The 21,270-nt window shown below is 68.8% G+C and carries 21 protein-coding genes; 14 read left to right on the top strand and 7 right to left on the bottom strand.

Annotation, left to right across the window (positions count from 1 at the left end; all coding sequences use genetic code 11):
- Positions 1-2: 2 nt before the first annotated feature.
- From nuoN to ASD35_RS19150, 5 genes are all read left to right on the top strand, one after another.
- On the top strand, positions 3-1,484 hold the full coding sequence (gene nuoN / locus ASD35_RS19170) for an NADH-quinone oxidoreductase subunit NuoN (RefSeq protein ID WP_056876563.1): 1,482 nt from the start codon (positions 3-5) through the stop codon (positions 1,482-1,484).
- Positions 1,485-1,496: 12 nt separating this feature from the next.
- Positions 1,497-1,799, top strand: coding sequence for a DUF2818 family protein (locus tag ASD35_RS19165; protein ID WP_056876562.1), 303 nt, complete (start codon positions 1,497-1,499; stop codon positions 1,797-1,799).
- Positions 1,786-2,364 carry an NUDIX domain-containing protein gene (locus ASD35_RS19160; protein WP_056876561.1) on the top strand — a complete coding sequence of 193 codons (579 nt, stop codon included), beginning with the start codon at positions 1,786-1,788 and terminating at the stop codon, positions 2,362-2,364. The genes ASD35_RS19165 and ASD35_RS19160 overlap by 14 nt, the downstream gene beginning before the upstream one ends.
- A 114-nt stretch (positions 2,365-2,478) precedes the next feature.
- Positions 2,479-3,633, top strand: coding sequence for an efflux RND transporter periplasmic adaptor subunit (locus tag ASD35_RS19155; RefSeq protein WP_056876560.1), 1,155 nt, complete (start codon positions 2,479-2,481; stop codon positions 3,631-3,633).
- Between the two features lie 18 nt (positions 3,634-3,651).
- On the top strand, positions 3,652-6,891 hold the full coding sequence (locus ASD35_RS19150) for an efflux RND transporter permease subunit (protein ID WP_056876559.1): 3,240 nt from the start codon (positions 3,652-3,654) through the stop codon (positions 6,889-6,891).
- Here ASD35_RS19150 and ASD35_RS19145 read toward each other — a convergent pair.
- Together ASD35_RS19145 and ASD35_RS19140 are read right to left on the bottom strand one after the other, a co-directional pair.
- Positions 6,869-8,272: an FAD-binding oxidoreductase gene (locus ASD35_RS19145; RefSeq protein ID WP_056876558.1), complete on the bottom strand. Its 1,404-nt coding sequence runs from the start codon at positions 8,270-8,272 to the stop codon at positions 6,869-6,871. The genes ASD35_RS19150 and ASD35_RS19145 overlap by 23 nt on opposite strands.
- On the bottom strand, positions 8,269-8,670 hold the full coding sequence (locus ASD35_RS19140; protein WP_056876557.1) for a DUF2069 domain-containing protein: 402 nt from the start codon (positions 8,668-8,670) through the stop codon (positions 8,269-8,271). Before ASD35_RS19140 ends, ASD35_RS19145 begins: the two co-directional genes overlap by 4 nt.
- A 21-nt stretch (positions 8,671-8,691) precedes the next feature.
- On the opposite strand from ASD35_RS19140, the gene ASD35_RS19135 reads away from it, so the two are divergent.
- Positions 8,692-10,002 carry a YihY family inner membrane protein gene (locus ASD35_RS19135; protein WP_082580288.1) on the top strand — a complete coding sequence of 437 codons (1,311 nt, stop codon included), beginning with the start codon at positions 8,692-8,694 and terminating at the stop codon, positions 10,000-10,002.
- Here the strand turns inward: ASD35_RS19135 and ASD35_RS19130 are convergent.
- On the bottom strand, positions 9,974-10,930 hold the full coding sequence (locus ASD35_RS19130; protein WP_056876556.1) for a tripartite tricarboxylate transporter substrate-binding protein: 957 nt from the start codon (positions 10,928-10,930) through the stop codon (positions 9,974-9,976). The genes ASD35_RS19135 and ASD35_RS19130 overlap by 29 nt on opposite strands.
- A gap of 30 nt (positions 10,931-10,960) precedes the next feature.
- A complete protein-coding gene (locus tag ASD35_RS19125; RefSeq protein WP_056876555.1) occupies positions 10,961-11,527 on the bottom strand; it encodes a helix-turn-helix domain-containing protein in 567 nt (188 codons plus the stop codon).
- Between the two features lie 93 nt (positions 11,528-11,620).
- Between ASD35_RS19125 and kbl the strand changes: the two genes are divergently transcribed.
- The 6 genes from kbl to ASD35_RS19095 all read left to right on the top strand — a co-directional run bounded on the left by kbl (position 11,621) and on the right by ASD35_RS19095 (position 17,109).
- A complete protein-coding gene (gene kbl, locus ASD35_RS19120; protein ID WP_056876554.1) occupies positions 11,621-12,817 on the top strand; it encodes a glycine C-acetyltransferase in 1,197 nt (398 codons plus the stop codon).
- Complete coding sequence (locus ASD35_RS19115; RefSeq protein WP_056876553.1) at positions 12,814-13,770, top strand: NAD-dependent epimerase/dehydratase family protein; 957 nt, start codon at positions 12,814-12,816, stop codon at positions 13,768-13,770. Before kbl ends, ASD35_RS19115 begins: the two co-directional genes overlap by 4 nt.
- A gap of 37 nt (positions 13,771-13,807) precedes the next feature.
- Positions 13,808-14,626 carry a MipA/OmpV family protein gene (locus ASD35_RS19110; RefSeq protein ID WP_056876552.1) on the top strand — a complete coding sequence of 273 codons (819 nt, stop codon included), beginning with the start codon at positions 13,808-13,810 and terminating at the stop codon, positions 14,624-14,626.
- 86 nt (positions 14,627-14,712) lie between these two features.
- Entirely contained in the window at positions 14,713-15,039 is a 327-nt protein-coding gene (locus tag ASD35_RS19105) for a hypothetical protein (RefSeq protein ID WP_056876551.1), read from the top strand.
- Between the two features lies 1 nt (position 15,040).
- The gene (locus ASD35_RS19100) at positions 15,041-15,934 is read left to right on the top strand and encodes a hypothetical protein (protein ID WP_056876550.1); all 894 of its coding nucleotides are present in this window, start codon (positions 15,041-15,043) and stop codon (positions 15,932-15,934) included.
- Positions 15,935-15,948: 14 nt separating this feature from the next.
- Positions 15,949-17,109 (top strand): peptidoglycan-binding protein, encoded by a 1,161-nt coding sequence (locus tag ASD35_RS19095; RefSeq protein ID WP_200956075.1) that lies wholly within the window; start codon positions 15,949-15,951, stop codon positions 17,107-17,109.
- Here the strand turns inward: ASD35_RS19095 and ASD35_RS19090 are convergent.
- The 3 genes from ASD35_RS19090 to ASD35_RS19080 are packed head-to-tail and all read right to left on the bottom strand — an operon-like array spanning position 17,106 to position 19,554.
- Positions 17,106-17,414, bottom strand: coding sequence for a DUF962 domain-containing protein (locus ASD35_RS19090; protein ID WP_056876549.1), 309 nt, complete (start codon positions 17,412-17,414; stop codon positions 17,106-17,108). The two genes, ASD35_RS19095 and ASD35_RS19090, sit on opposite strands and share 4 nt — an antisense overlap.
- A gap of 41 nt (positions 17,415-17,455) precedes the next feature.
- Positions 17,456-18,253: an alpha/beta fold hydrolase gene (locus tag ASD35_RS19085; RefSeq protein ID WP_056876548.1), complete on the bottom strand. Its 798-nt coding sequence runs from the start codon at positions 18,251-18,253 to the stop codon at positions 17,456-17,458.
- The gene (locus ASD35_RS19080; RefSeq protein ID WP_056876547.1) at positions 18,250-19,554 is read right to left on the bottom strand and encodes an O-acetylhomoserine aminocarboxypropyltransferase; all 1,305 of its coding nucleotides are present in this window, start codon (positions 19,552-19,554) and stop codon (positions 18,250-18,252) included. The genes ASD35_RS19085 and ASD35_RS19080 overlap by 4 nt, the downstream gene beginning before the upstream one ends.
- Before the next feature lie 60 nt (positions 19,555-19,614).
- Here ASD35_RS19080 and ASD35_RS19075 point away from each other — a divergent pair, with 60 nt between their 5' ends.
- Together ASD35_RS19075 and aroC are read left to right on the top strand one after the other, a co-directional pair.
- Entirely contained in the window at positions 19,615-20,082 is a 468-nt protein-coding gene (locus ASD35_RS19075) for a CBS domain-containing protein (RefSeq protein WP_056876546.1), read from the top strand.
- A gap of 74 nt (positions 20,083-20,156) precedes the next feature.
- Complete coding sequence (gene aroC, locus ASD35_RS19070; RefSeq protein WP_056876545.1) at positions 20,157-21,260, top strand: chorismate synthase; 1,104 nt, start codon at positions 20,157-20,159, stop codon at positions 21,258-21,260.
- Positions 21,261-21,270 lie beyond the last annotated feature (10 nt).

The following is a 21,270-nucleotide window of genomic DNA, read 5'->3' as shown; positions in this document are numbered from 1 at the left end:
CAATGAACGACATGAACTGGCTCGCGATCTATCCCGAAATCCTGCTGCTCGCGATGGGCTGCGTGGTCGCGCTCGTGGACCTGTGGGTCACCGACGAACAGCGCCGCCCCACCTACTGGCTGACCCAACTGACGTTGGTGGTCGTGGCTGGCATGCATTTCTCCTACTACGACGCCGGCGTCACCACCTACGCCATGCAGAACATGGTGGTGGCCGACCCCATGGGCCACCTGCTGGCCGGCTTCGCCTGCGTCGCCACGCTGATCACGCTGGTCTACGCGCGCCCCTACGCCGCCTTCCGCGAGATGCTCAAGGGCGAGCTCTTCATCCTCAGCCTGTTCGCGCTGCTGGGCATCAACGTGATGCTGTCGGCCAACAACTTCCTGGTCGTCTACCTCGGCCTGGAGCTGATGAGCCTGTCGCTGTACGCGCTGGTCGCGCTGCGCCGTGACCACGCCGTGTCGACCGAAGCTGCGATGAAGTACTTCGTCCTCGGCGCGTTGGCCAGCGGCTTCCTGCTGTACGGCCTTTCGATGATGTATGGCGCCACCGGCTCGCTGACCATTCCCGAGGTCTTCGACGTCATTTCCAAGGGCATCCCGAACAAGGCCGTGCTGATCTTCGGCGTCGTCTTCGTCGTTGCCGGCCTGGCCTTCAAGCTCGGCGCCGCCCCGTTCCACATGTGGGTGCCCGACGTCTACCAGGGCGCCCCCACGGCCGTCACGCTGCTCATCGGCGGCGCGCCCAAGCTGGCTGCGTTCGCCATCACCGTGCGGCTGCTGGTGGAAGGCATGATCGGCCTGGCCGTCGACTGGCAGCAGATGCTGGTGGTGCTGTCCGTCATGTCGCTGCTGGTCGGCAACCTGGCCGCCATCGCGCAGAGCAACCTCAAGCGCATGCTGGCCTATTCGACCATCGCCAACATGGGCTTCATGCTGCTTGGCATGACCGCCGGCGTCGTCAATGCCAGCACGCAGTGGGGAGCAAACGCCTACAGCTCGGCCATGTTCTATGTCGTCACCTACGTGCTGACGACGCTGGGCACCTTCGGCATGATCGTCCTGCTGTCGCGCCAGGGCCATGAGGCAGAAGAGATCAAGGACCTGGCCGGCCTGGCCAAGCGCAGCCCCTGGTTCGCGCTGGTCATGACGCTGTTCATGTTCTCGCTGGCCGGTGTGCCGCCGACCGTCGGCTTCTACGCCAAGCTGGCCGTGCTGCAGGCGCTGGTGGCGCCCGAACTGCCGTTCTACCTGTGGCTGGCTGGCTTCGCCGTCGTCGTCTCGCTGGTGGGGGCGTTCTACTACCTGCGCGTCGTCAAGGTCATGTTCTTCGATGCGCCGACCGACACCGCGCCGCTGGCCGCACCCGCCGACGTGCGCTTCGTCATGACGCTGAACGGCGCCGCAGTGCTCGTCTTCGGCCTGCTGCCGGGCGGCCTGCTGGAGCTGTGCAAGGTCGCCATCCGCCAAGCACTGACGACCTGAGGGCCGGCTGCCATGGACCAGTCCGTCGCTGTCTGGCTGGTCCTGGCCCTGGCTGTCTTCGCAGCCAACCTGCCTTACTTCAACGAGAGGCTGCTGCTCGTCGGCCCGCGCCAGGCGCCCAAGGCGGCGTGGTGGCGGCTGCTGGAACTCGTCCTGATGGCGGTGCTGACCTTTGCCATCGGCTCGCTGCTCGAGGCCCGCATCGGCCAACGCCACGCCCAGGGCTGGGAGTTCTACGCCGCGGCGGCCTGCCTCTTCATCACGCTGGGTTTCCCCGGCTTCGTCTGGAGATACCTGCGCCGTGGCCGAGGCTGACACCCATCTCGTCGAGCGACCGCTCGAAAGCAATCAGGTCTACCAGGGCCATTTCCTGGACGTGCGCCGCGACCGCGTGGCGCTGCCCGATGGCAGCACCTCGCACCGCGAGTACATCCGCCATCCCGGTGCCGTCATGGTCGTGCCGCTGCTGGACGACGGCCGCCTGCTGATGGAACGGCAATACCGCTATCCGATGGGCCGCGTGATGCTGGAGTTCCCCGCCGGCAAGCTCGACGCCGGCGAAGACCCTGGCGTCTGCGGCCGGCGCGAGCTGCTGGAAGAGACTGGCTACAGCGCCGCCGAATGGGCCTATGCCGGCGTGCTGCACAACGCCATCGCCTACTCCGACGAGGGCATCCACATCTTCTTCGCACGCGGCCTCACGCGCGGCGAGCAGAAGCTGGATGAAGGCGAGTTCCTCGAGCTCGTCACACACACCGTCGACGACCTGGACCGGCTCGCTGCCCGCGGCGAGCTGACTGACGCGAAGACGCTGATTGGCCTGCTCTGGCTGCAGCGTTGGCAGCAGGGCGCCTGGCCGCTCGACTGGCGCCCCGCCTGAAGCGGCGCAACGGCGCGGGCCGCTGCGCCCGTGCATGACCTCTGGCGAAGTCGTGTCAGAACGTTAAGCTCCGGCGTTTTCGCCGCCTGAACCTTGTCTGAAGAAAGCTTCTCCATGACGCGTGCAACGCCGATCCTGACCGCCCTGACGTTGGCCCTGATCCTCACCGCCTGCGGCAAGGGCGGCAAGCCCGACGATGCCAAGGCCACCACCAAGCCGGCCGCGCCGCTGCTGCTGGCTCCGGAGGACCTGCGCCAGGTCGGGCAGAGCGGCCTGATCGGCGCCCCCGTCATCACCGGTGCCATCCAGCCGGCCCGCCGCGCCGACCTGCGCGCCGAGGTGGCCGCCGTCGTGCTGCAGGTGGCCAAGGACAACGGCGAGCGTGTGCGCGCGGGTGACCTGATCATCCGCCTGGACCCCACCTCCATCCGCGACGGCCTCACGTCCGCCGACGAAGCCCTGCGCGCCGCACAGCAAAGCTTCGAGCAGGCCGAACGCGTGCTGGTCCGCCAGCGCACGCTGAACCAGCAGGGCATGATCTCCATGCAGGGTCTGGAGGACGCCGAGGTACGGCGCAACTCGGCACAGAGCGAGCTGGCCGCGGCCAAGGCCCGTGCCGTCACGGCGCGTCAGCAGGTCTCCCGCACCGAGGTTCGCGCACCGTTCGACGGCGTCGTCAGCGAGCGCAAGATCTCCGTCGGCGACACCGTGCAGATCGGCCGCGAACTCATCAAGGTCATCGACCCGGCTTCGATGCGCTTCGAGGGCCAGGTCTCCGCCGACCGCCTCGGCGAGCTCAAGCTGGGCCAGCCGGTGTCCTTCCGCATCAACGGCTTCGGTGACGCCGAGTTCCGCGGCAAGCTGGCCCGCATCGACGCCGCCGCCAATGCGACGACCCGCCAGGTCGAGCTGATCGCCGAGTTCAACGACCGCGCCAAGGCGCCGCAGGTCGCCGGCCTCTACGCCGAAGGTCGCGTCGAGAGCGCCGACCGGCGCTCGCTGGTGCTGGCCGAAGGCTCGGTGGTGCGCCAGGGTGATAACGCCTTCGTCTGGAAGGTGGCCGGCAACCAGTTGAAGAAAGTGCCCGTGACGCTGGGCGAGCGCGACGACCGCCGTGGCGAAGTGGTCATCGCTTCGGGCCTCACCGTGGGCGACGAAGTGCTGCGTGCGCCCACCAGCAGCCTGACCGACGGCGCACCGGTTCAACGTGTGGCCGCCGGCGCCGGTGCGGCATCCGCCGTTCGGCCCGCCGCACCTGCCAGCAAGTAATCCGCAAGGGGTACCCCGATGTTCCTCTCCAACTTCAGCATCAGCAGGCCCGTCGCGACCGTCGTCATGGTCATCGGGCTGATGCTGGTGGGCCTGCTGGCGCTGTCCAAGCTCAAGGTCAACCAGTTCCCCGACATCGAGCCGCCGGTGCTCGTCATCAACATCCCGTATCCGGGTGCCTCACCCGAGACCGTGGAGCGCGAGGTCGTCAACCGCATCGAGAAGGCGCTGCAGAGCATCTCCGGCGTGGACCGCTCCAACTCGACGTCGCGCGAGGGCAGCGCGACCATCGTGCTGGTCTTCGATTTCTCGAAGAACATGATCGAGGCCGCCGACGAGGTGCGCAACGCGATCGCGTCGGTGCGCTACAAGCTGCCGACCGAGATCCGCGAGCCCATCATCACGCGGGCCGACCCTGGCGCCCAGCCCATCCTGCAGTTGTCGCTGTCCAGCACGACGCTGACCCACGCCCAGCTCAGCCGCCTGGCCGAGGACAAGCTGGCCGAGCGCTTCCGCGGCATCACCGGCGTGTCGGTCGTCAACGTCAACGGCGCGCTGCGCCGCGAGCTGTCCATCCTGCTGCGTGCCGACAAGCTGCGCGAGTTCGGCGTGTCCGTCACCGAGGTGCTGAACGCCGTGCGCGCGCAGAACACCACCGCGCCGGTCGGCAAGGTGCGCGGCACGCTGGAGGACCAAAGCATCCGCCTGCTGGGCCGTATCGAATCGCCGGCCGAGTTCGAGCAGATGATCGTCAAGCGTTCAGGCGCCGGCACCAGCGCTGGGGCGGGCGGCAATGTCATCCGCCTCGGCCAGGTCGCCGAGGTTCGGGACGGCTTCGCCGAGATGACGGGTTATTCGCTGCGCAACGGCCGGCCCAACGTCGGCATCTCCATCACGCGCTCGCGCGACGCGTCCACCGTCAGCGTCGCCGACGACTCGCGCAAGCTGGTCAAGGAGATCGAGAAGGAACTTCCCGCCGGCACCACGCTGGAGGTCACGCAGGACGGCGGCAAGGATGCCGAGGACAGCCTGCACAACGTGACGCACTCGCTGGTCTTCGGCGCGGGGCTGACCATCTTCGTCGTCTACGCCTTCCTGAACAGCTGGCGCTCGACGCTGATCACCGCGCTGTCGCTGCCCACCTCGGTGCTGGCCGCCTTCATCGCCGTCTGGCTGATGGGCTTCTCGCTGAACTTCATGAGCCTGCTGGGCCTGTCGCTGGCCATCGGCGTGCTCATCGACGACGCCATCGTCGTGCGGGAGAACATCGTGCGGCACATGGAGCGCGGCAGCGACCGCGTGACCGCAGCGCGCGAGGGCACGGCCGAGATCGGCCTGGCCGTGGCCGCCACCACCTTCGCCATCGTGGCGGTGTTCGTGCCGGTTGCCTTCATGGGCAACGGCCCCGGCCAGTGGTTCAAGCCCTTCGCGCTGACCGTCGTGGCTTCGGTCATCGTGTCGTTGATCATCAGCTTCACGCTCGACCCGATGTTGTCGGCCTATTGGGGCGACCCCCCGGGGTACCACGAGCAGCCCAAGAAGGGCTTCAGCAAGGTGCTGGAGCGTTTCAACCACTGGTTCGACGGTGTCGCCAATGGCTATGGCCACGTCATCGCCTGGGCACTGCACCACCGCCGCTGGATGGCTGCGTTCGCGGTGCTGAGCTTCATCGGCGCCATCGCCCTGCAGGTCACGGTCGGCGGCTCCAGCTTCCTGCCGCAGTCCGACGCCGGCTTCCTCGCCATCGAGGTGCGCAGCCCGGCGTCCAGCAGCCTGGACTATTCCAAGCTCAAGCTCGACGCCGCCGCGGCGCTGGCCTCGACGATCAAGGAAACCAAGCACACGACCGCCTACCCGAACGCCAGCGGCGGCCGCATCTACATCGACATCGGCAAGAGCACCGAGCGCCAGCGCTCCGCCGCCGACATCGCCAAGGAGCTGCGCGAGAAGGTGGGCCGCCTGGTCGGCGCCGAGTATGTCGTGCTGGATGACCTCAACAACGGTGCGCAAAAGCCCGTGCAGATCCGCTTCTACGGCGCCGACTCGCGCAAGCTGCAGGAGATCACGCAGGACTTCCAGAAGACCATGCAGGGCATCAAGGGCGCGGTCGACGTCGGCTACTCCGAACAGGACCCGCAGAACGAGCTGCAGATCGAGCTGGACCGCGGCCTGGCCAACCAGATGGGCATCTCGGTCAACGATGCGGCCCAGGCGCTGCGCGTCGCCTTCGCCGGCGTCGAGGCTGGCGACTGGATCGACCCGACCGGCGAGGCCCGCGACGTGTCCATCCGTCTGCACCCGGCCGACCGTGTCGACGCCGCCAACATCGAGCGCCTGCCGATCGCCGTGACGGGCACCAACCGCATGGTGCCGCTGGACCAGATCGCCACCGTCACGATGGGCAAGGGCCCGGGCCAGATCCAGCATGGCGACGGCAAGCGCACCATCACGGTCAGCGCCAATGCCCAAGGGCGCGCGCCGGGCGAGATCACCTCCGAGGCCAAGAAGCTGGCCGAGAAGATCGACTTCCCGCCCGGCTTCGGCATCGAACTGGCCGGCGCGGCACGCGACCAGCAGGTCGTCTTCACGGCCATGATCACCGCGCTGCTGTCGGGCATCGCGCTGATGTACTTCGTGCTGGTCATCCAGTTCAACAGCTTCACGGCGCCGCTGGGTGTCATGCTGTCGCTGCCGCTGAGCCTGATCGGCGTCGTGCTGGCCCTGCTGCTGACGGGCGGCACGCTGAACCTGATGAGCCTCATCGGCGTCATCATGCTGATGGGCCTGGTGGCGAAGAACGCCATCCTGCTGCTAGACGCGACGCGCCAGGAGGAGCGGGCCGGCATCAACCGCGAGGAGGCGCTGATGCACGCCGGCCGCAAGCGCTTCCGGCCCATCCTGATGACGACGCTGGCGCTGATCGCCGGGATGATGCCGGTGGCCATCGGCATCGGTGAGGGCGGCGAGTTCTACCGCCCGATGGCCGTGGCCATCATCGGCGGCACGATCACGTCGACCTTCCTGACGCTGCTGGTGGTGCCCAGCTTCTACGACAGCATCGAGATCGCCCGTGACGGCGCGCTGGCCAAGTTCCGTCGCCGCGTGCCGCGCTTCACGATGGTGGGTGCGTTCTTCATCACGCTGGTCGAGGCGGTGCTGACACTGCTGATGGTGCGATTCGTGTTCCGGCTGCTCATCAAGCTGGGCCGGTTCGCCACCGGCCGCCGCGTGACCGTTACACCAGCCGCCCAGGGTTGAGCAGGTCGAGCGGGTCCAGCGCCCGCTTGATCGACCGCATCAGCGCGAGGGCCGTCGGGTCCTTGCGGCGGCTCAGTTCCTCGCGCTTGAGCCGGCCGATGCCATGCTCGGCCGAGATCGAGCCGCCGCGCTGCTGCACGGCGTCGTAAACCAGTTCGTTGATCGCCGTCTCGTGCGCGGTCAGGAACTCGGCCGCTGGCACGCCGGCCGGCGCTTGCACGTTGTAGTGCAGGTTGCCGTCACCCAGGTGGCCGAAGTCGATGACCTCGATGCCCGGCAGGTAGGCCGCCAGCGCCGCATCCATCTCGGCGACGAAGCCGGAGATGGCGGACACGGGCAGCGAGATATCGTGCTTGATGTTCAACCCCGCCTGCGCCTGGGCCAGCGGGATGGATTCGCGCAAATGCCAGAACGCCTTGGCCTGCTGGATGTTCTGTGCGATGGCTGCATCCTGCACGCAGCCACGCTCGACGCCCGCCTCCAGCAGGCCTTCGAACACCGCATGAGCATGCTCGGCGCTTTCGGCGTCGGACAGCTCCAGCAGTGCCGTCCACTCGGCGCCCGGCAGCGGCTGTGCCAGCTGCGGCAGCTCGCGCGCGACCAGCGCGAGCGCGGCGCGGTTCATCACCTCGAAGCCGGTCAGCGCGTCCCCCGCGCGTTCCCGTACGAGACCCAGCAGCCTTACCGCATCGTCCATCGACGCGCAGGCCGCCAGCGCCGTCAGGCGCTCCTTGGGGCTTGGATAGAGCTTCATCGTCGCGGCCGTGATGATGCCCAACGTGCCCTCGCTGCCGATGAAGAGATCGCGCAGGTCGTAGCCGGTGTTGTCCTTGCGCAGGCCCGACAGGCCTTGCCAGACCTCGCCGGTTGCCGTGACCACCTCCAGCCCCAGGCAAAGCTCGCGCGCATTGCCATAACGCAGCACCTGCGTGCCGCCGGCATTGGTCGCCAGGTTGCCGCCCAGCGTGCAGGAGCCTTCGGCCGCGAGGCTCAAAGGAAAGAGCATGCCGGCCTGCGCCGCCGCAGCCTGCACTTCGGCCAACACACAGCCGGCCTCGGCCGTCAGGCTCGCGTTCGCCGCGTCGATGCCGCGCACGCGCTTCATGCGCGACAGGCTGAGCACGAGCTGGCTGCCGCTGTCGTCCGGCGTCGAGCCGCCGACGAGCCCGGTGTTGCCGCCCTGGGGCACGACCGGCACGCGGTGTGCGTGGCACAGCCGCATCACGGCAGCGACTTCTTCCGTCGAGGCCGGCCGCGCAACGCCCAGCGCCTTGCCGGCGTAGCGCTTGCGCCAGTCGCCCTCGTAGGCGGACAAGTCGCCACCGGCCAGCAGCCCCGCATCGCCCAGTTGCGCGCGCAGCGCATCGAGAAAGGCGGTCATGCCGCTTCCGCCGCCTTGGCCGCCGCCAGACGCTGGCGGATCTGCGCCGTGCAGGCCACGAAGATGAGCACGCCCAGCACCACCTCGCCCAGCGCCAGCCACTGGCCGCGGCCCGCTTCGCTGGTCGAGCGCACCAGGCCTTCCATCACGTAGAGCCAGATGATCAGTGCCAGCCAGCGGTAGGTGTACATGCGATAGCGCCACAGGCCGAGGGGTGCGGCGAGCAGCGGCAGCGCCTTCACGGCCAGCGTGCCGCGGCCCGTTGGCGCCAGCCACAGCTCCCAGGCCAGGCACAGCACGATCAATGCGACGGTGGCGCCCAACGCGACGTTGCGCGACAGGCGTTCGACGGCCGTGGGTTCGGTTCTCTGGGGAGCGGTTTCGAGGGCAGGGGACATAGCTGCGGCATCATAGAAGCCATGTCCTTGACGCCTGTCTCTTCCGTTCCGCCCGCCGCGCCCGAGCCGCTGGACGCACCGCTCTCCCGCAACCCGATTGCCTTCGCGAACGATTTCATTACCGAGCTGCTGGCCTGGCCCTGGCTGCAGACGCTGCACACCTTCCGCCAGCGCTTCCGCGAGGAGAAACTCGGCCTGACGGCCGGCAGCCTCACGTTCACGACGCTCATTTCACTCGTGCCGCTGCTGACGGTGATGTTGGCCGTCTTCACGGCGTTCCCGATCTTCGCGAACTTCCAGTCGGCGCTGGAGCAGTACTTCCTGAAGAGCCTGATCCCGCCCAACATCGCCAAGCCGGTGCTGGCCTCGCTGACGCAGTTCGCGGCCAAGGCCAACAAGCTCGGCGCCGTCGGCCTCGTCGTGTTGGGCGTCACCGCGCTGGCACTGATGCTGACCATCGACCGCACGCTCAACGCCATCTGGCGCGTGCGCCGGCCGCGCCCCATGGCGCAGCGCGTGCTCGTCTACTGGGCGGCGTTGACACTGGGGCCGCTGCTGCTGGGCGGCAGCCTGACGTTGACGAGCTATGCGGTCAGCGTCGGCCAGGGCCTGTTCACCAAGATGCCCGGCAACCTGGCCGCGCTGCTGGGCGGGGTCGACATCGTGCTGCTGGGCCTGGCGATGGCCGGGCTGTTCCATTACGTGCCCAACACCCACGTCCGCTGGCGCCACGCGCTGCTGGGCGGTGTCTTCGTCTCCATCGGCTTCTCGCTCGCGAAGTCGCTGCTCGCCTGGTACGTGAAGCAGGTGCCGACCTATTCGACGCTGTACGGTGCCTTCGCGACCGTGCCCATCTTCCTGATCTGGATCTACCTCGGCTGGGTCATCGTGCTGCTGGGTGCCATCCTGGCGGCCAACACGCCCAGCCTGACCGGCCGGCTGCACCTGCGCCCGGACTTGCCCGGCCAGCCCATGGCGCTTGCGCTGGAAGTGCTGCGCGAGCTGTGGCGCGTGCGCGAGGCCGGCCAGCGGGGTTTGACGCACCTGGCGCTGGCCGGCGCGCTGCGTGTGGACCCGCTGCAGCTCGCGCCGGTGCTCGACAAGTTGCAGGCCATGGACTGGATCGGGCTGCTCGAAGAAGAGGGCGCCCAGCGCCTGGTGCTGCTGTGCTCGCCGGAGCGCGCGTCGGCCGAGCCGCTGCTCAGCGCCTTCCTCGCCGAGCGCCAGGGTCTGCTGGCCAACCTGTGGGTGGAGGGCAATTGGTCCCGGCTGACGCTGGACCGGCTGCTAGGGTCCGCAGACCCTACTGAGGCTGGAAGCCCCCGGCCTTGATGATGCGAGCCCAGGCCGCCGAATAGGCGCGCTCGCGCTCGGCGAGCTGGGCCGAAGTCATCAGGCCGACCGACAGCCCCAGCTCCGTCAGCCGCGCCTTCACACCGGGCTGGGCGATGACGCCCGCCAGCGCGTTCGAGAAGCGCTCGACGACCGCCGGCGCCGTGCCCGCCGGAGCGAACACACCGTAGTAGGGCAGGTCCTCGAAGCCCGCGATGCCCAGCTCCGCGAACGTCGGCACCTCGGGCAGCACGCCCTGGCGCTGCTGGCCCATGACGGCCACGATGCGCAGCTTCTTCTGCTGGTGGTTGGCGATCAGGTCGGGCACGGAGCCCACGCCCGCGCTGATCTGGTTGCCCAGCATGTCGGCCATCATCGGCGCGCTGCCGCGGTAGGGCACGCTGAGCAGGTTCAGGCCGTTCTTCTCGCCGAGCAGCTTGACGAGGAACTCGGGCACCGAGGCCGGCGCCGGCACGCCGACGCTGCCCTGGCCGCCTTGCTTCTTCACCCACGCGAGGTAGTCCGGCAGGCTGGCGGCGGGTGTGCCGCCCGACAGGGCCAGCGCGTTCGCGAACGTCGCGAAGCCCGCCACGGGCGTGAAGTCCCGGGCCGGGTCGAAGCCCGGGGCTTTCAGCACCAGCGGCAGGATGGAGATGGTGTGGTCGTGGCTGAGGAAAAAGGTCGTGCCGTCCGGCGCGGCGGCCTTCAGCGCCTGGGCCGCGAGCTGGCCACCGGCGCCGGGCTTGTTCTCCACCAGAACCGTTGTGCCGAGGGCGGCCTGCAGCGCCTCGGCGAGCAGCCGGGCGATGGCGTCCGTGCCGCCGCCGGCCGGGAAGCCGACGAGGATGCGGATCGGCTTGTGGTCTTGCGCGCCTGCGGCAAAAGGCAGGGCGGCCAGCGCCGCGAGGGCGGAACGGCGTTGAATCATCAGCGGGCTCCCGAGTTGACCCGCGGGAGTCTACGGGTGCAGGACCACCAGCAGCGCAGTCGCGGCGGACTTGCCGACATTGCGGATCGCATGTGGCCCGTCCACCGCATAACGCGCCGTCTCGCCGGCCTTGAGTCTGCTCGTCACGCCTTGCGCCGTGACCTCCAGGCTGCCCGACAGCACGCTCAGGTGCTCGCGGGAGCCCGGCTCGTGCGCCTGGCTGTCCAGCACGCCGCCGGGCTGCACGCTGAGCTCGTACCACTCGAAGTGACCCGCGAGTTCGATGGGGCCCAGGATGCGCAGCTTGCACAGGCCGTCCGGGCTGGTGAGGGCGGGCGTGGCATGGGCCGGCACCGTCTCGATGGCCGGCGTGCTCGGGCGCTCGGCACCCAGAAGCTCGCCCATCTCCACGCCCAGCGCATTGGCCAGACGCCAGACCACGGCCACTGTGGGATTGGCCTGGTTGCGCTCGATCTGCGACAACATCGACTTGCTGACGCCCGCTCGCTTGGACAGGTCGTCCAGCGACAGGCCACGGCTGCTGCGCAGCGCCTGCAGTGCGGCGCCAACGCGGGGAGGTTCGGTGTCCGTGCTCATGCTTGACGTGGATAGACGTTTTTCAGATACTGCACGAAAGTTCGATATATCGAACAAGTTCAATTTACCGAATTGTGCACCAGGAGCGGCGCCATGAGCCAAGCCTTCTACCAACACCTCCAGTCCGAGCTGGACGGCATCCGCGCCGCCGGCCTGTTCAAGGCGGAGCGCGTCATCACGACGCCGCAGGGCGCCGTCGTGAAGACGACCGACGGCCGCGAGGTCATCAACCTGTGCGCCAACAACTACCTGGGCCTGTCGTCGCACCCCCGGGTCATCGAAGCGGCGCATGAAGCGCTGCGCACGCACGGCTTCGGCCTGTCGTCGGTGCGTTTCATCTGCGGCACGCAGGATCTGCACAAGGAGTTGGAGGCGCGCATCGCCCGCTTCGTCGGCTGCGAGGACGCCATCCTCTACGCCGCCGCGTTCGACGCCAACGGCGGCCTGTTCGAGCCGCTGCTGGGCGAGCAGGATGCCGTCATCAGCGACGCGCTGAACCACGCGTCCATCATCGACGGCATCCGCCTGTGCAAGGCGCAGCGCTACCGCTACGAGCACAACAACCTCGGCGACCTGGAGCGCTGCCTGAAGGAAGCCAAGGAGAAAGGCGCCCGCTTCACGCTGGTGTTCACCGATGGCGTCTTCTCGATGGACGGCACCATCGCCCAGCTCGACAAGATCCGCGCGCTGTGCGACCGCTACGACGCGCTGCTGGGCATCGACGAATGCCATGCCAGCGGCTTCATGGGCCGAACCGGCCGCGGCACCGCCGAGCATCGGGGCGTGTTCGGCAAGATCGACATCATCACCGGCACCTTCGGCAAGGCACTCGGCGGTGCTTCGGGCGGGTTCACGGCCGCGCGCAAGGAGGTTGTCGAACTGCTGCGCCAGCGCTCGCGGCCCTATCTCTTCAGCAACACGCTGGCGCCCAGCATCGCTGGTGCGTCGCTGGCCGTGCTGGACCTGCTGGAAGGCTCCACCGCCCTGCGCGACAAGATCGAGGCCAACACCGTGTACTTCCGCGAGGCCATCCAGGCCGCCGGTTTCGAGATCAAGCCCGGCACCCACCCCATCGTGCCCATCATGGTCTACGACGCCGTGAAGGCACAGGCGCTGAGCAAGCGCATCCTGGAACTGGGCATCTACGCGGTGGGCTTCTTCTTCCCCGTCGTGTCCAAGGGCCAGGCGCGCATCCGCGTGCAGGTGTCGGCCGTGCATGAGCGCGAGCATCTGGAGAAGGCCGTCGCCGCCTTCGCCCAGGCCGGCCGCGAACTCGGGATCGTCAAATGACCAGCGAGACCCGCATCCTCATCATTGGTGCCAACGGCCAGATCGGCACCGAGCTGGCCACCGAACTGGCCAGGCTGCACGGCGCCGAGGCCGTCATCACCAGCGACCTCAGCCCCCAGGGCCGCGTGCCGTCGCTGCAGCACGAGATGCTGGACGTCACCGAGGCCAGCGCGCTTGCGGCCATCGTCAAGCGCCACCACATCACGCAGGTCTACCACCTCGCCGCCGCGTTGTCGGCCAACGGCGAAAAGCACCCGATGTGGGCCTGGGACCTGAACATGAAGGGCCTGCTCAATGTGCTGGAGCTCGCCCGGCACGAGAAGCTCGACAAGGTCTTCTGGCCGAGCTCGATCGCGGCCTTCGGCCCCAACACGCCCGCCGTCGACACGCCGCAGACCACCGTGATGGACCCGACCACGGTCTACGGCATCAGCAAGCTCGCCGGCGAGCGCTGGTGCGCCTGGTACCACGCCAAGCATGGCGTGGATGTGCGCAGCCTGCGCTACCCCGGCCTCATCAGCTGGAAGACGCCACCGGGTGGCGGCACGACGGACTACGCGGTCGAGATCTTCCATGCGGCGCTGAAGGAGGGGCGCTACACCTGCTTCCTGGAGGCGGGTCAGGCCTTGCCGATGATGTACATGCCGGATGCGCTGCGCGCCACCATCGAGCTGATGAATGCGCCAGCGGAGCAGGTCAAGCAGCGCGGCAGCTACAACCTGGCCGGCGTCAGCTTCACGCCGGAGCAGATTGCGGCCAGCATCCGTCGCAAGCTGCCCCAGTTCACGATGGACTGCGTGCCCGACTTCCGCCAGGCCATCGCGGCCAGCTGGCCGCAGCGCATCGACGACGCCGCGGCGCAGGCCGATTGGGGGTGGCGGCTGCAGTACGACCTCGACGCGATGGTTGACGACATGCTGTCGCATCTGACACATGAACTGAAGCTCGGCTGACAAGACGCGGCACCGCCGCGCTGGTAGGCTGGCCTGCATGAGAGTCGCTCTCGCCGCTGTAGCCCTTGCCGCAGCCCTGCCATGCTGGGCCGAGTCGACGACGCCGCGAGACGATCCGCCCGAAAGCCCACCGGCGCGCTACCTGCTCGGCGTCTCGCTCGCCACCGGCCCTGAGTACGAAGGCGCCCGTGCGCGTGAGACCAAGCTCAAGCCGGTGTGGGCCGCCAAGCTGGGCCGCGTGCGCATCACCACCGGCGGCGGCAGTGCGTTGCTCGGTTTTGGCCGAGACGGCGCGGGTGCTGGGGCAAGCACCCAACTGATCGACACGGACCGCTGGCGCCTGGGCATCTCCGCCAGCGTGGACGGCGGCCGCGACAGCGACGACGCCAGCACGACCCGCGGCCTGCCCAACGTCAGGCGCACGCTGCGTGCCAGGCTCTATGCCAACTACAGCCTGACCAAGGACTGGAACGTCGGCGCCTCCGCCTCGCAGGACGTGCTCGGCCGCCAGGGCGGCCTGACGATCAGCCTGGACACCGGCTGGCGCTTCTACCGCAGCGAGACGACGGAGTGGACCACCGGCCTGGGCATCGCCGCCGCCAACCGCCAGAACATGCGCAGCTATTTCGGCGTGCCGGTCTCGGCCGTGGCCAGCAGCGGCAAGCCGGCCTACGAGCCGGGCGCGGGCCTGCGCGACGTGCATGCCGGCATCAACTTCAAGCACGCGCTGTCCAAGCACTGGTTCGTCTTCGGCGGTGCCGGTGCCAGCCGCCAGCTCGGCCCGGCGGCGGACAGCCCGCTCGTCGAGAAGCGCAGCGGCTCCGGGGCCGCCATCGGCGTCGCCTGGCGCAACTGACGCGGCCCTCCCGCCGCGGTCCTCGGCCCCATCGGGCTCAGCACTCTTGTGGATGCTGATTTCCTCCCAGGCGCCTACAACGCGCCATGGACCGCCGTGAACTCCTGACCTGTTCGGCACGGGCCGCTCTGCTTGCGGCCGCCGTCGCGCTGCAGGGCTGTGCGGTCACACGGATCGATGAAGCCGGCCGCACGCATGTGGCGGGGTTGGTCTGGATGACCCTGCCTGCCAGCAAGGGCGCCGACAAGGCCGCCGACCTGGTGCGCACGCGCAGCGTCGGCGTCACGCTGACCAGCGGCCCCTTGGGCCAGGCTGTCACGCTGGGCTACAGCGACCAGACGTTGGGCAGCGTGCGCAACCACAGCCTGGTTCGCGTGCCGCGCTCACCTCAGACCCTGGATGGAGTCGACTGACATGAACATGCGCCACGCAATCCTTGTCATGGGTCTGACCGGGCTGTTGGGCGGCTGCGCCAGCAACAGCGTGACCTTCATCACCAAGACGTCGCTGGGCGTCGACGTCAGCTCCCAGCCCGCGGTCGCCCAGATCGGCTATGACCGGTTCGAGGGCTACATCGGCCCGCGCTTCGACAACGGTGCCGTGCCCCCGGTGGTGGCCAGTTTCGCGACCAACGGCAAACTGCTGGACCGGGAAGTGCAGCAGGTGTACGCGACCGGCCGCGCCGCCGAGATCGCGACCGCCGCCCAGGGCACGGCGCTGCCGCCGCCGTCGCTCAACGGGCCGCACCAGGTGATGTTCTTCAACACCGGCACGACGCTTGGCCTGAAGCTCGGCTTTGGCGCCAACAGCGCGACGGACGCGTTCACGCTCGGCTACAAGCGCCGCGAGATCAGCGTCATCCCCATCACCGAAGGGCAATTCCCGTCGGTGCTGGCCACGATACAAAACGACGTCGAGGCGGCGTCGCGGGACAAGGCCGGCCTCAACGTGACGCAGTACTTCGCCACCGGCCTGGCCGCCGACGCCATGGCGGGCCAGGCCACCGTGCGCAGCCTGCTGAGCCGCCGCTTCGAGGCGCTGGACCAAAGCCGCTCCGCGCTGTCCATCCTCAGTTGCGTGTCGGCCCTGCCGGACGGCGACCTGCCGCGCGTGTGGAAGAACGTCCGCGTGCTGGGACTGTTCAAGAAGGACGACCCCAACCTGGTGGCCACGCTGGGCACCAAGCCGCCAGCCGAGGCGCGCGCCCTGTATGCGAGCTACGTGGCGCGCGACGACGAGACGGATGCGGCGCGAAGCGAGCTGCTGCGGCGCCACCGTGAGTTCGTCTGCGCATTTGCCGGCCGCTGAACGAAGGAGCCCTGATGCCCAACGTCATGACCCGCGAGGTGGCCTGCATCCGCTGCGATGCCGAGGCCGCCTTCACGCGCAGCCTCGGCTTCGTCGTGCAAGGCTGCCAGCCCATCCCCAACAAGCCGGGGCGCTGCGAGCTGAGCTTCTTCGATCCGCGCCTCGAGGGCATGGCCGCGTCTGCCGCCCCGCCGCCGCCGGCCGCTGTCACCGCCACGCTCGCCGCGCTGCCGGCTGCGCCGTTGACCGGCATCCAGCAGCGCACCGCTCAGGCCATCATCAACCTGTTCGAGACCAGCCAGGTGCTGGGGGACTACGGCCGCGTCACCGTGCTGGCGGGCGACGCGGGCCATCTGAGCTTCGGGCGCTCGCAAACCAGCCTGGGGTCCGGCAATCTGGCCAAGCTGGTGGAGCGCTATGTCGCCAACCCCGCGGCGCGTTGGGCTTCGCGGCTGGTCGCCTACCTGCCGCGGCTGCAGGCGCTCGACGTGGCGCTGGACGGCGATGAGCTGCTCAAGAACTTCCTGCGCGCCTCCGCCGACGACCCGGTGATGCGCGATGTCCAGGACCGCTTCTTCGACGAAATCTACTGGCAGGCCGCGGAACGCGCGGCGGCCCGCGTCGGGCTGCGCCTGCCGCTGGGCCTGGCCGTGGTGTACGACAGCCAGGTGCATGGCTCGTGGGCCCTGCTGCGCGACCGCACGCTGGCGGCCATCGGCAGCCCCGGGCAGGCCGGCGAGCGCGACTGGCTCAGGCGCTACGTCGAGGAGCGGCGCAGCTGGCTGGCCAACCACAGCAACCCGCTGCTGCGCAAGACCGTCTACCGCATGGACACCATGCAGCGCCTGATGGACCTGGGCGCCTGGGCGCTGGAGCTGCCCCTGGTGGTGCAAGGCCAGGAGATCTCGATGGCCACGCTGTCCGGCTCGCCGCCCGGCTGCTGGGACGGACCTCTGCCCGGCAGCCGACCGCTGGCGTTGCAGCAGCCCATGCTCAAGGGGCTGGATGTACGCCTGGTGCAGGTGGGGCTCAGCGAGCACGGCTTCGACGTGCGGGCCGACGCGCTGTTCGGCGCCGGCCTGCGCAATGCCATCCTGGCCTGGCAGATGCGGGAGGGGCTGCCGCTGACCGGCACGCTGGAAGCGGCGACCGTGCTGGCGCTGGCGGCGCGTTAGAAGCGAATCTTGCCCATCCACATGTCGCGGTACATCACCCAGTCGCCGATGAAGCTGTAGAGCGGGTACTTGAAGGTCGCCGGGCGGTTCTTCTCGAAGAAGAAATGGCCGATCCACGCGAAGCCGTAACCGCACAGCAGCGCGTTGAGCACCCAGACGGCGTTCCCCGTCGCGAACAACTGCCACAGGCACAGCAGCACCAGCGTCGAGCCGATGAAGTGCAGCCGCCGGTTGCGGCGGTCGGCGTGCTCGCGCAGGTAGAAGGGGTAGAAGTCGGCGAAGCGGCGGAAGCGTTCGGTGGCCATGCGTGGATTCAAGCGCTTGGCTGGGCCTTCGGCAAGAGGCGCTATCCCTGGGCCGACAGCGCTTGGCGCAGCGCGGCCAGCGTCGCGTCCGGCGCCTCGGCCATGATCTCGTGGCCGGCGGGCAGGCGGTGCACGCGCGGTTTCAGCCAGGCTTCGAGCGAGGCCGTTTGCCTAGGCGACGTCATCTGGTCCATTGCGCCGAGGATGAGGGTCACCGGGCAGGCGACTCGCGCGGCCGCCGCCTCGGCGCTGGCGTAGGCGTCGCACAGCTTGAAATCGTGCTCGAAGAGGTTGAGCGCCGGCTGGCGCGCCTGGATGCGGCGCTTCAGCGCCGTGGAGCCGCCGCGCAGCCAGGCACCGGGGCCTGGGAAGCTGGGCTTGGCGCTGGCCAGCGAATGTGAGAAGGCCGTGACCATCTCGATGGCCGCCTCCGGGCGCTCGCGGGCCGTCGCCAGCAGCGCGTCAGACACCTTCATCGGGTAGGCGGTGCCCACCATGACCAGCGCCGTGGCGCGCTCGGCGGCTTCCAGTGCGATCAGCGAGCCCATGCTGTGCCCGACCAGCGCCGCCTTGGCCACGCCGGCGGCGTCCAGCAGCCGGTGCAGCCACTGGCCTGACGCCTCGATGCTGGGCAAGGGCGCACCGGCGCTGCGGCCGTGGCCGGGGAGGTCCACCGCCAGCACGGCGTGGCCATGGTGGGCGCACCAGCGCGCCAGCAGCGTCCAGACGCTGTGATCGTTCAGCGCGCCGTGGATGAAGACGACGCAGGGCAGGGCGGGGTCGAACGGCTTGCCGCCGGTGTAGGCATAGGCCTCGTGCGAGTCGACGGTGAGCTTCATGACTTCGCCGCCACCTTGAGCGCCCGCTTCAGGTCGTCGATCAGGTCGGCCGGATCTTCCAGCCCGACGGACAGGCGGATGGTGCCCGGACCGATGCCGGCGCTGCGCAGTGCCGCGTCGTCCATGCGGAAGTGGGTGGTGCTGGCCGGGTGGATGACAAGGGACTTGCTGTCGCCCACGTTGGCCAGGTGGGAGAACAGCCGCAAGGCCTCGATGAAGGCGCGGCCTTGTTCGCGGCTGCCCTTCAGGTCGAAAGAGAACACGGCGCCTGCGCCGCGCGGCAGCAGCTTCTGCGCCAGCGCGTGATCCGGGTGGGTGGGCAGGCCTGGATAGCCAACCTTGTCGACCAGTTCATGCCCGGCCAGGAACTCGGCCACCGCCTGCGCATTGGCCACATGCCGCTGCATGCGCAGCGGCAGCGTCTCCAGCCCCTGCAGCATCAGCCAGGCGGTGTGCGGGCTCATGCAGGCGCCGAAGTCGCGCAGGCCCTCGCGGCGGGCGCGCAGCAGGAAGGCGCCGACGGTGCTCTCCTCGCTGAACACCATGCCGTGGAAGCCGTCATAAGGTTCGCAGAGCGTCGCGAAGCGGCCGCTCTTCGCGTGTGCGGCGTCCCAGTCGAACGAACCGGCATCCACCAGAACGCCGCCGACCACCGTGCCATGGCCGCACAGGAATTTGGTGGCCGAGTGATAGACCAGGTCGGCCCCGAGTTCGGCGGGGCGCTGCAGATAGGGCGTCGTGAAGGTCGCATCCACCAGCAGTGGCAGGCCGGCCTCATGCGCGATGGCCGACACCGCCGGGATGTCCAGCACGTCCAGCCCCGGGTTGCCCAGTGACTCGCCGAACAGCAGCCGTGTCTCCGGTCGTATGACGGCCTGCCAGGCGCCCAGGTCGCGCGGGTTCACGAAGGTGGTCTCTATGCCGAACCGGCGCAGCGTGTAGTGCAGCAGGTTGTGGCTGCCGCCATACAGCGCGGTGCTGGCGACGACATGGCCGCCGGCGCCCATCAGCGTGCAGATGGCCAGGTGCAGGGCGGCCTGGCCGCTGGCCGTGGCGATGGCGCCGATGCCCCCCTCCAGCGCCGCCATGCGCTCCTCGAAGACGGCGGTCGTCGGGTTGGAGAGCCGGCTGTAGACGTGGCCGGCGCGCTCCATGTTGAACAGCGAGGCCGCGTGCTCGCTGTTCTCGAAGACGAAGGAGGTGCTCAGGTACAGCGGCGTGGCCCGCGCGCCGGTGGCCGGGTCGGGCACGGCGCCGGCATGCAAGGCGAGCGTGTCGAAGCCGGGCATGGTGTTTTTCATGGTGTGGGTGCGTGGAGATTGTGTGCTATGTTGACTGGGCGTTTTCCCATGGAGGTCCCTATGAAAGTCGTCGATATCCTGCGTGTCAAAGGTGGCACCTTGTTCACCGTCACGCCCGACGAGCTGCTGAAGGATTCCATCGCCGTGATGGCCGAGCGCGACATCGGTTCGCTGGTCGTCATGGAGCATGGTGATCTGGTGGGCATGCTGACCTTCCGCGAGGTCATCCAGGCCGTCGTGAAGAACAACGGCGCGGTCGGCACGACCATCGTGCGCACGGTCATGGACGACGCGCCGCTGACCTGCACGCCGGAGACCGAGATCGACGAGGTGCGCCGCATGATGCTGGGCCGGCACGCCCGCTACATGCCGGTCATGAACGGCAAGACGCTGATGGGCGTGATCTCGCTGTACGACGTGGCCAAGGCGGTGGTGGACAGCCAGGACTTCGAGAACCGCATGCTCAAGGCTTACATCCGCGACTGGCCGGTGGAAGAGAACGAGGCGGAGCCCGAGTCCAAGCTTTGAGTCGCTGGTTCGCAACGCATGAAGGCGGCCTTGCGGGGCCGCTTTTGCTTGGAGGCTCCTCCTAGAATCGCCGGATGGCAGGCAGCACCTTCGGCGAACTCTTTCGCGTCACCAATTTCGGCGAAAGCCACGGCCCGGCCATCGGCTGCGTCATCGATGGCTGCCCACCCGGCATGGCGCTCAGCGAGGCCGACATCCAGCCCGAGCTGGACCGCCGCCGCCCGGGCACCAGCCGCCACGTCACCCAGCGCAACGAGCCCGACGCGGTCGAGATCCTGTCCGGCGTCTATGAAGGCGTCACGACCGGCACGCCGATCTGCCTGCTGATCAAGAACACCGACCAGCGCAGCAAGGACTACGGGAACATCCTCGATACCTTCCGCCCCGGCCACGCCGACTACACCTACTGGCGCAAGTACGGCGTGCGCGACCCGCGCGGTGGCGGCCGCTCGTCTGCGCGGCTGACGGCGCCGATGGTGGGCGCGGGCGCGGTGGCGCGCAAATGGCTGCGCGAGGCCTACGGCACCGAGTTCCGCGGCTGCATGACGCAGCTGGGCGAAGTCGAGATCCCGTTCGAGGGCTGGGAGCATGTCGGCCAGAACCCCTTCTTCGCCGCCAACGCCAGCAAGATCGAAGCGCTGGAGGCCTACATGGACGCCCTGCGCAAGGCGGGCGACTCGGTCGGCGCGCGCATCCGCGTCGAGGCCACCGGTGTGCCGGTCGGCCTGGGCGAGCCGCTGTTCGACAAGCTGGACGCCGACATCGCCTACGCGTTGATGGGCATCAACGCCGTCAAGGGCGTGGAGATCGGCGCCGGCTTCGGCGTGGTCGCGCAGAAGGGCACCGAGCATGGCGACGAGCTGAGCCGCGAAGGCTTCGCCAGCAACAACTCGGGCGGCATGCTGGGTGGCATCTCCACCGGCCAGGACATCGTCGCGAGCATCGCGATCAAGCCGACCAGCTCCATCCGCAGCCCCAAGGCCAGCATCGACCGCGCGGGCAACCCGGCCACGGTGGAAACCTTCGGCCGCCACGACCCCTGCGTCGGCATCCGCGCCACGCCCATCGCCGAGGCCATGTTGGCCCTGGTGCTGATGGACCACGCCCTTCGCCACCGTGCGCAGTGTGGCGATGTGAAACTGCCCATCGAGCCCATTCCCGGCGCCCGCCCGGCTTGATGGCGCCAGA

The sequence above is a fragment of the Pelomonas sp. Root1444 genome, assembly GCF_001426885.1.
GTDB lineage: Bacteria > Pseudomonadota > Gammaproteobacteria > Burkholderiales > Burkholderiaceae_C > Pelomonas.
This window is presented reverse-complemented; position numbering and strand designations above follow the sequence as displayed.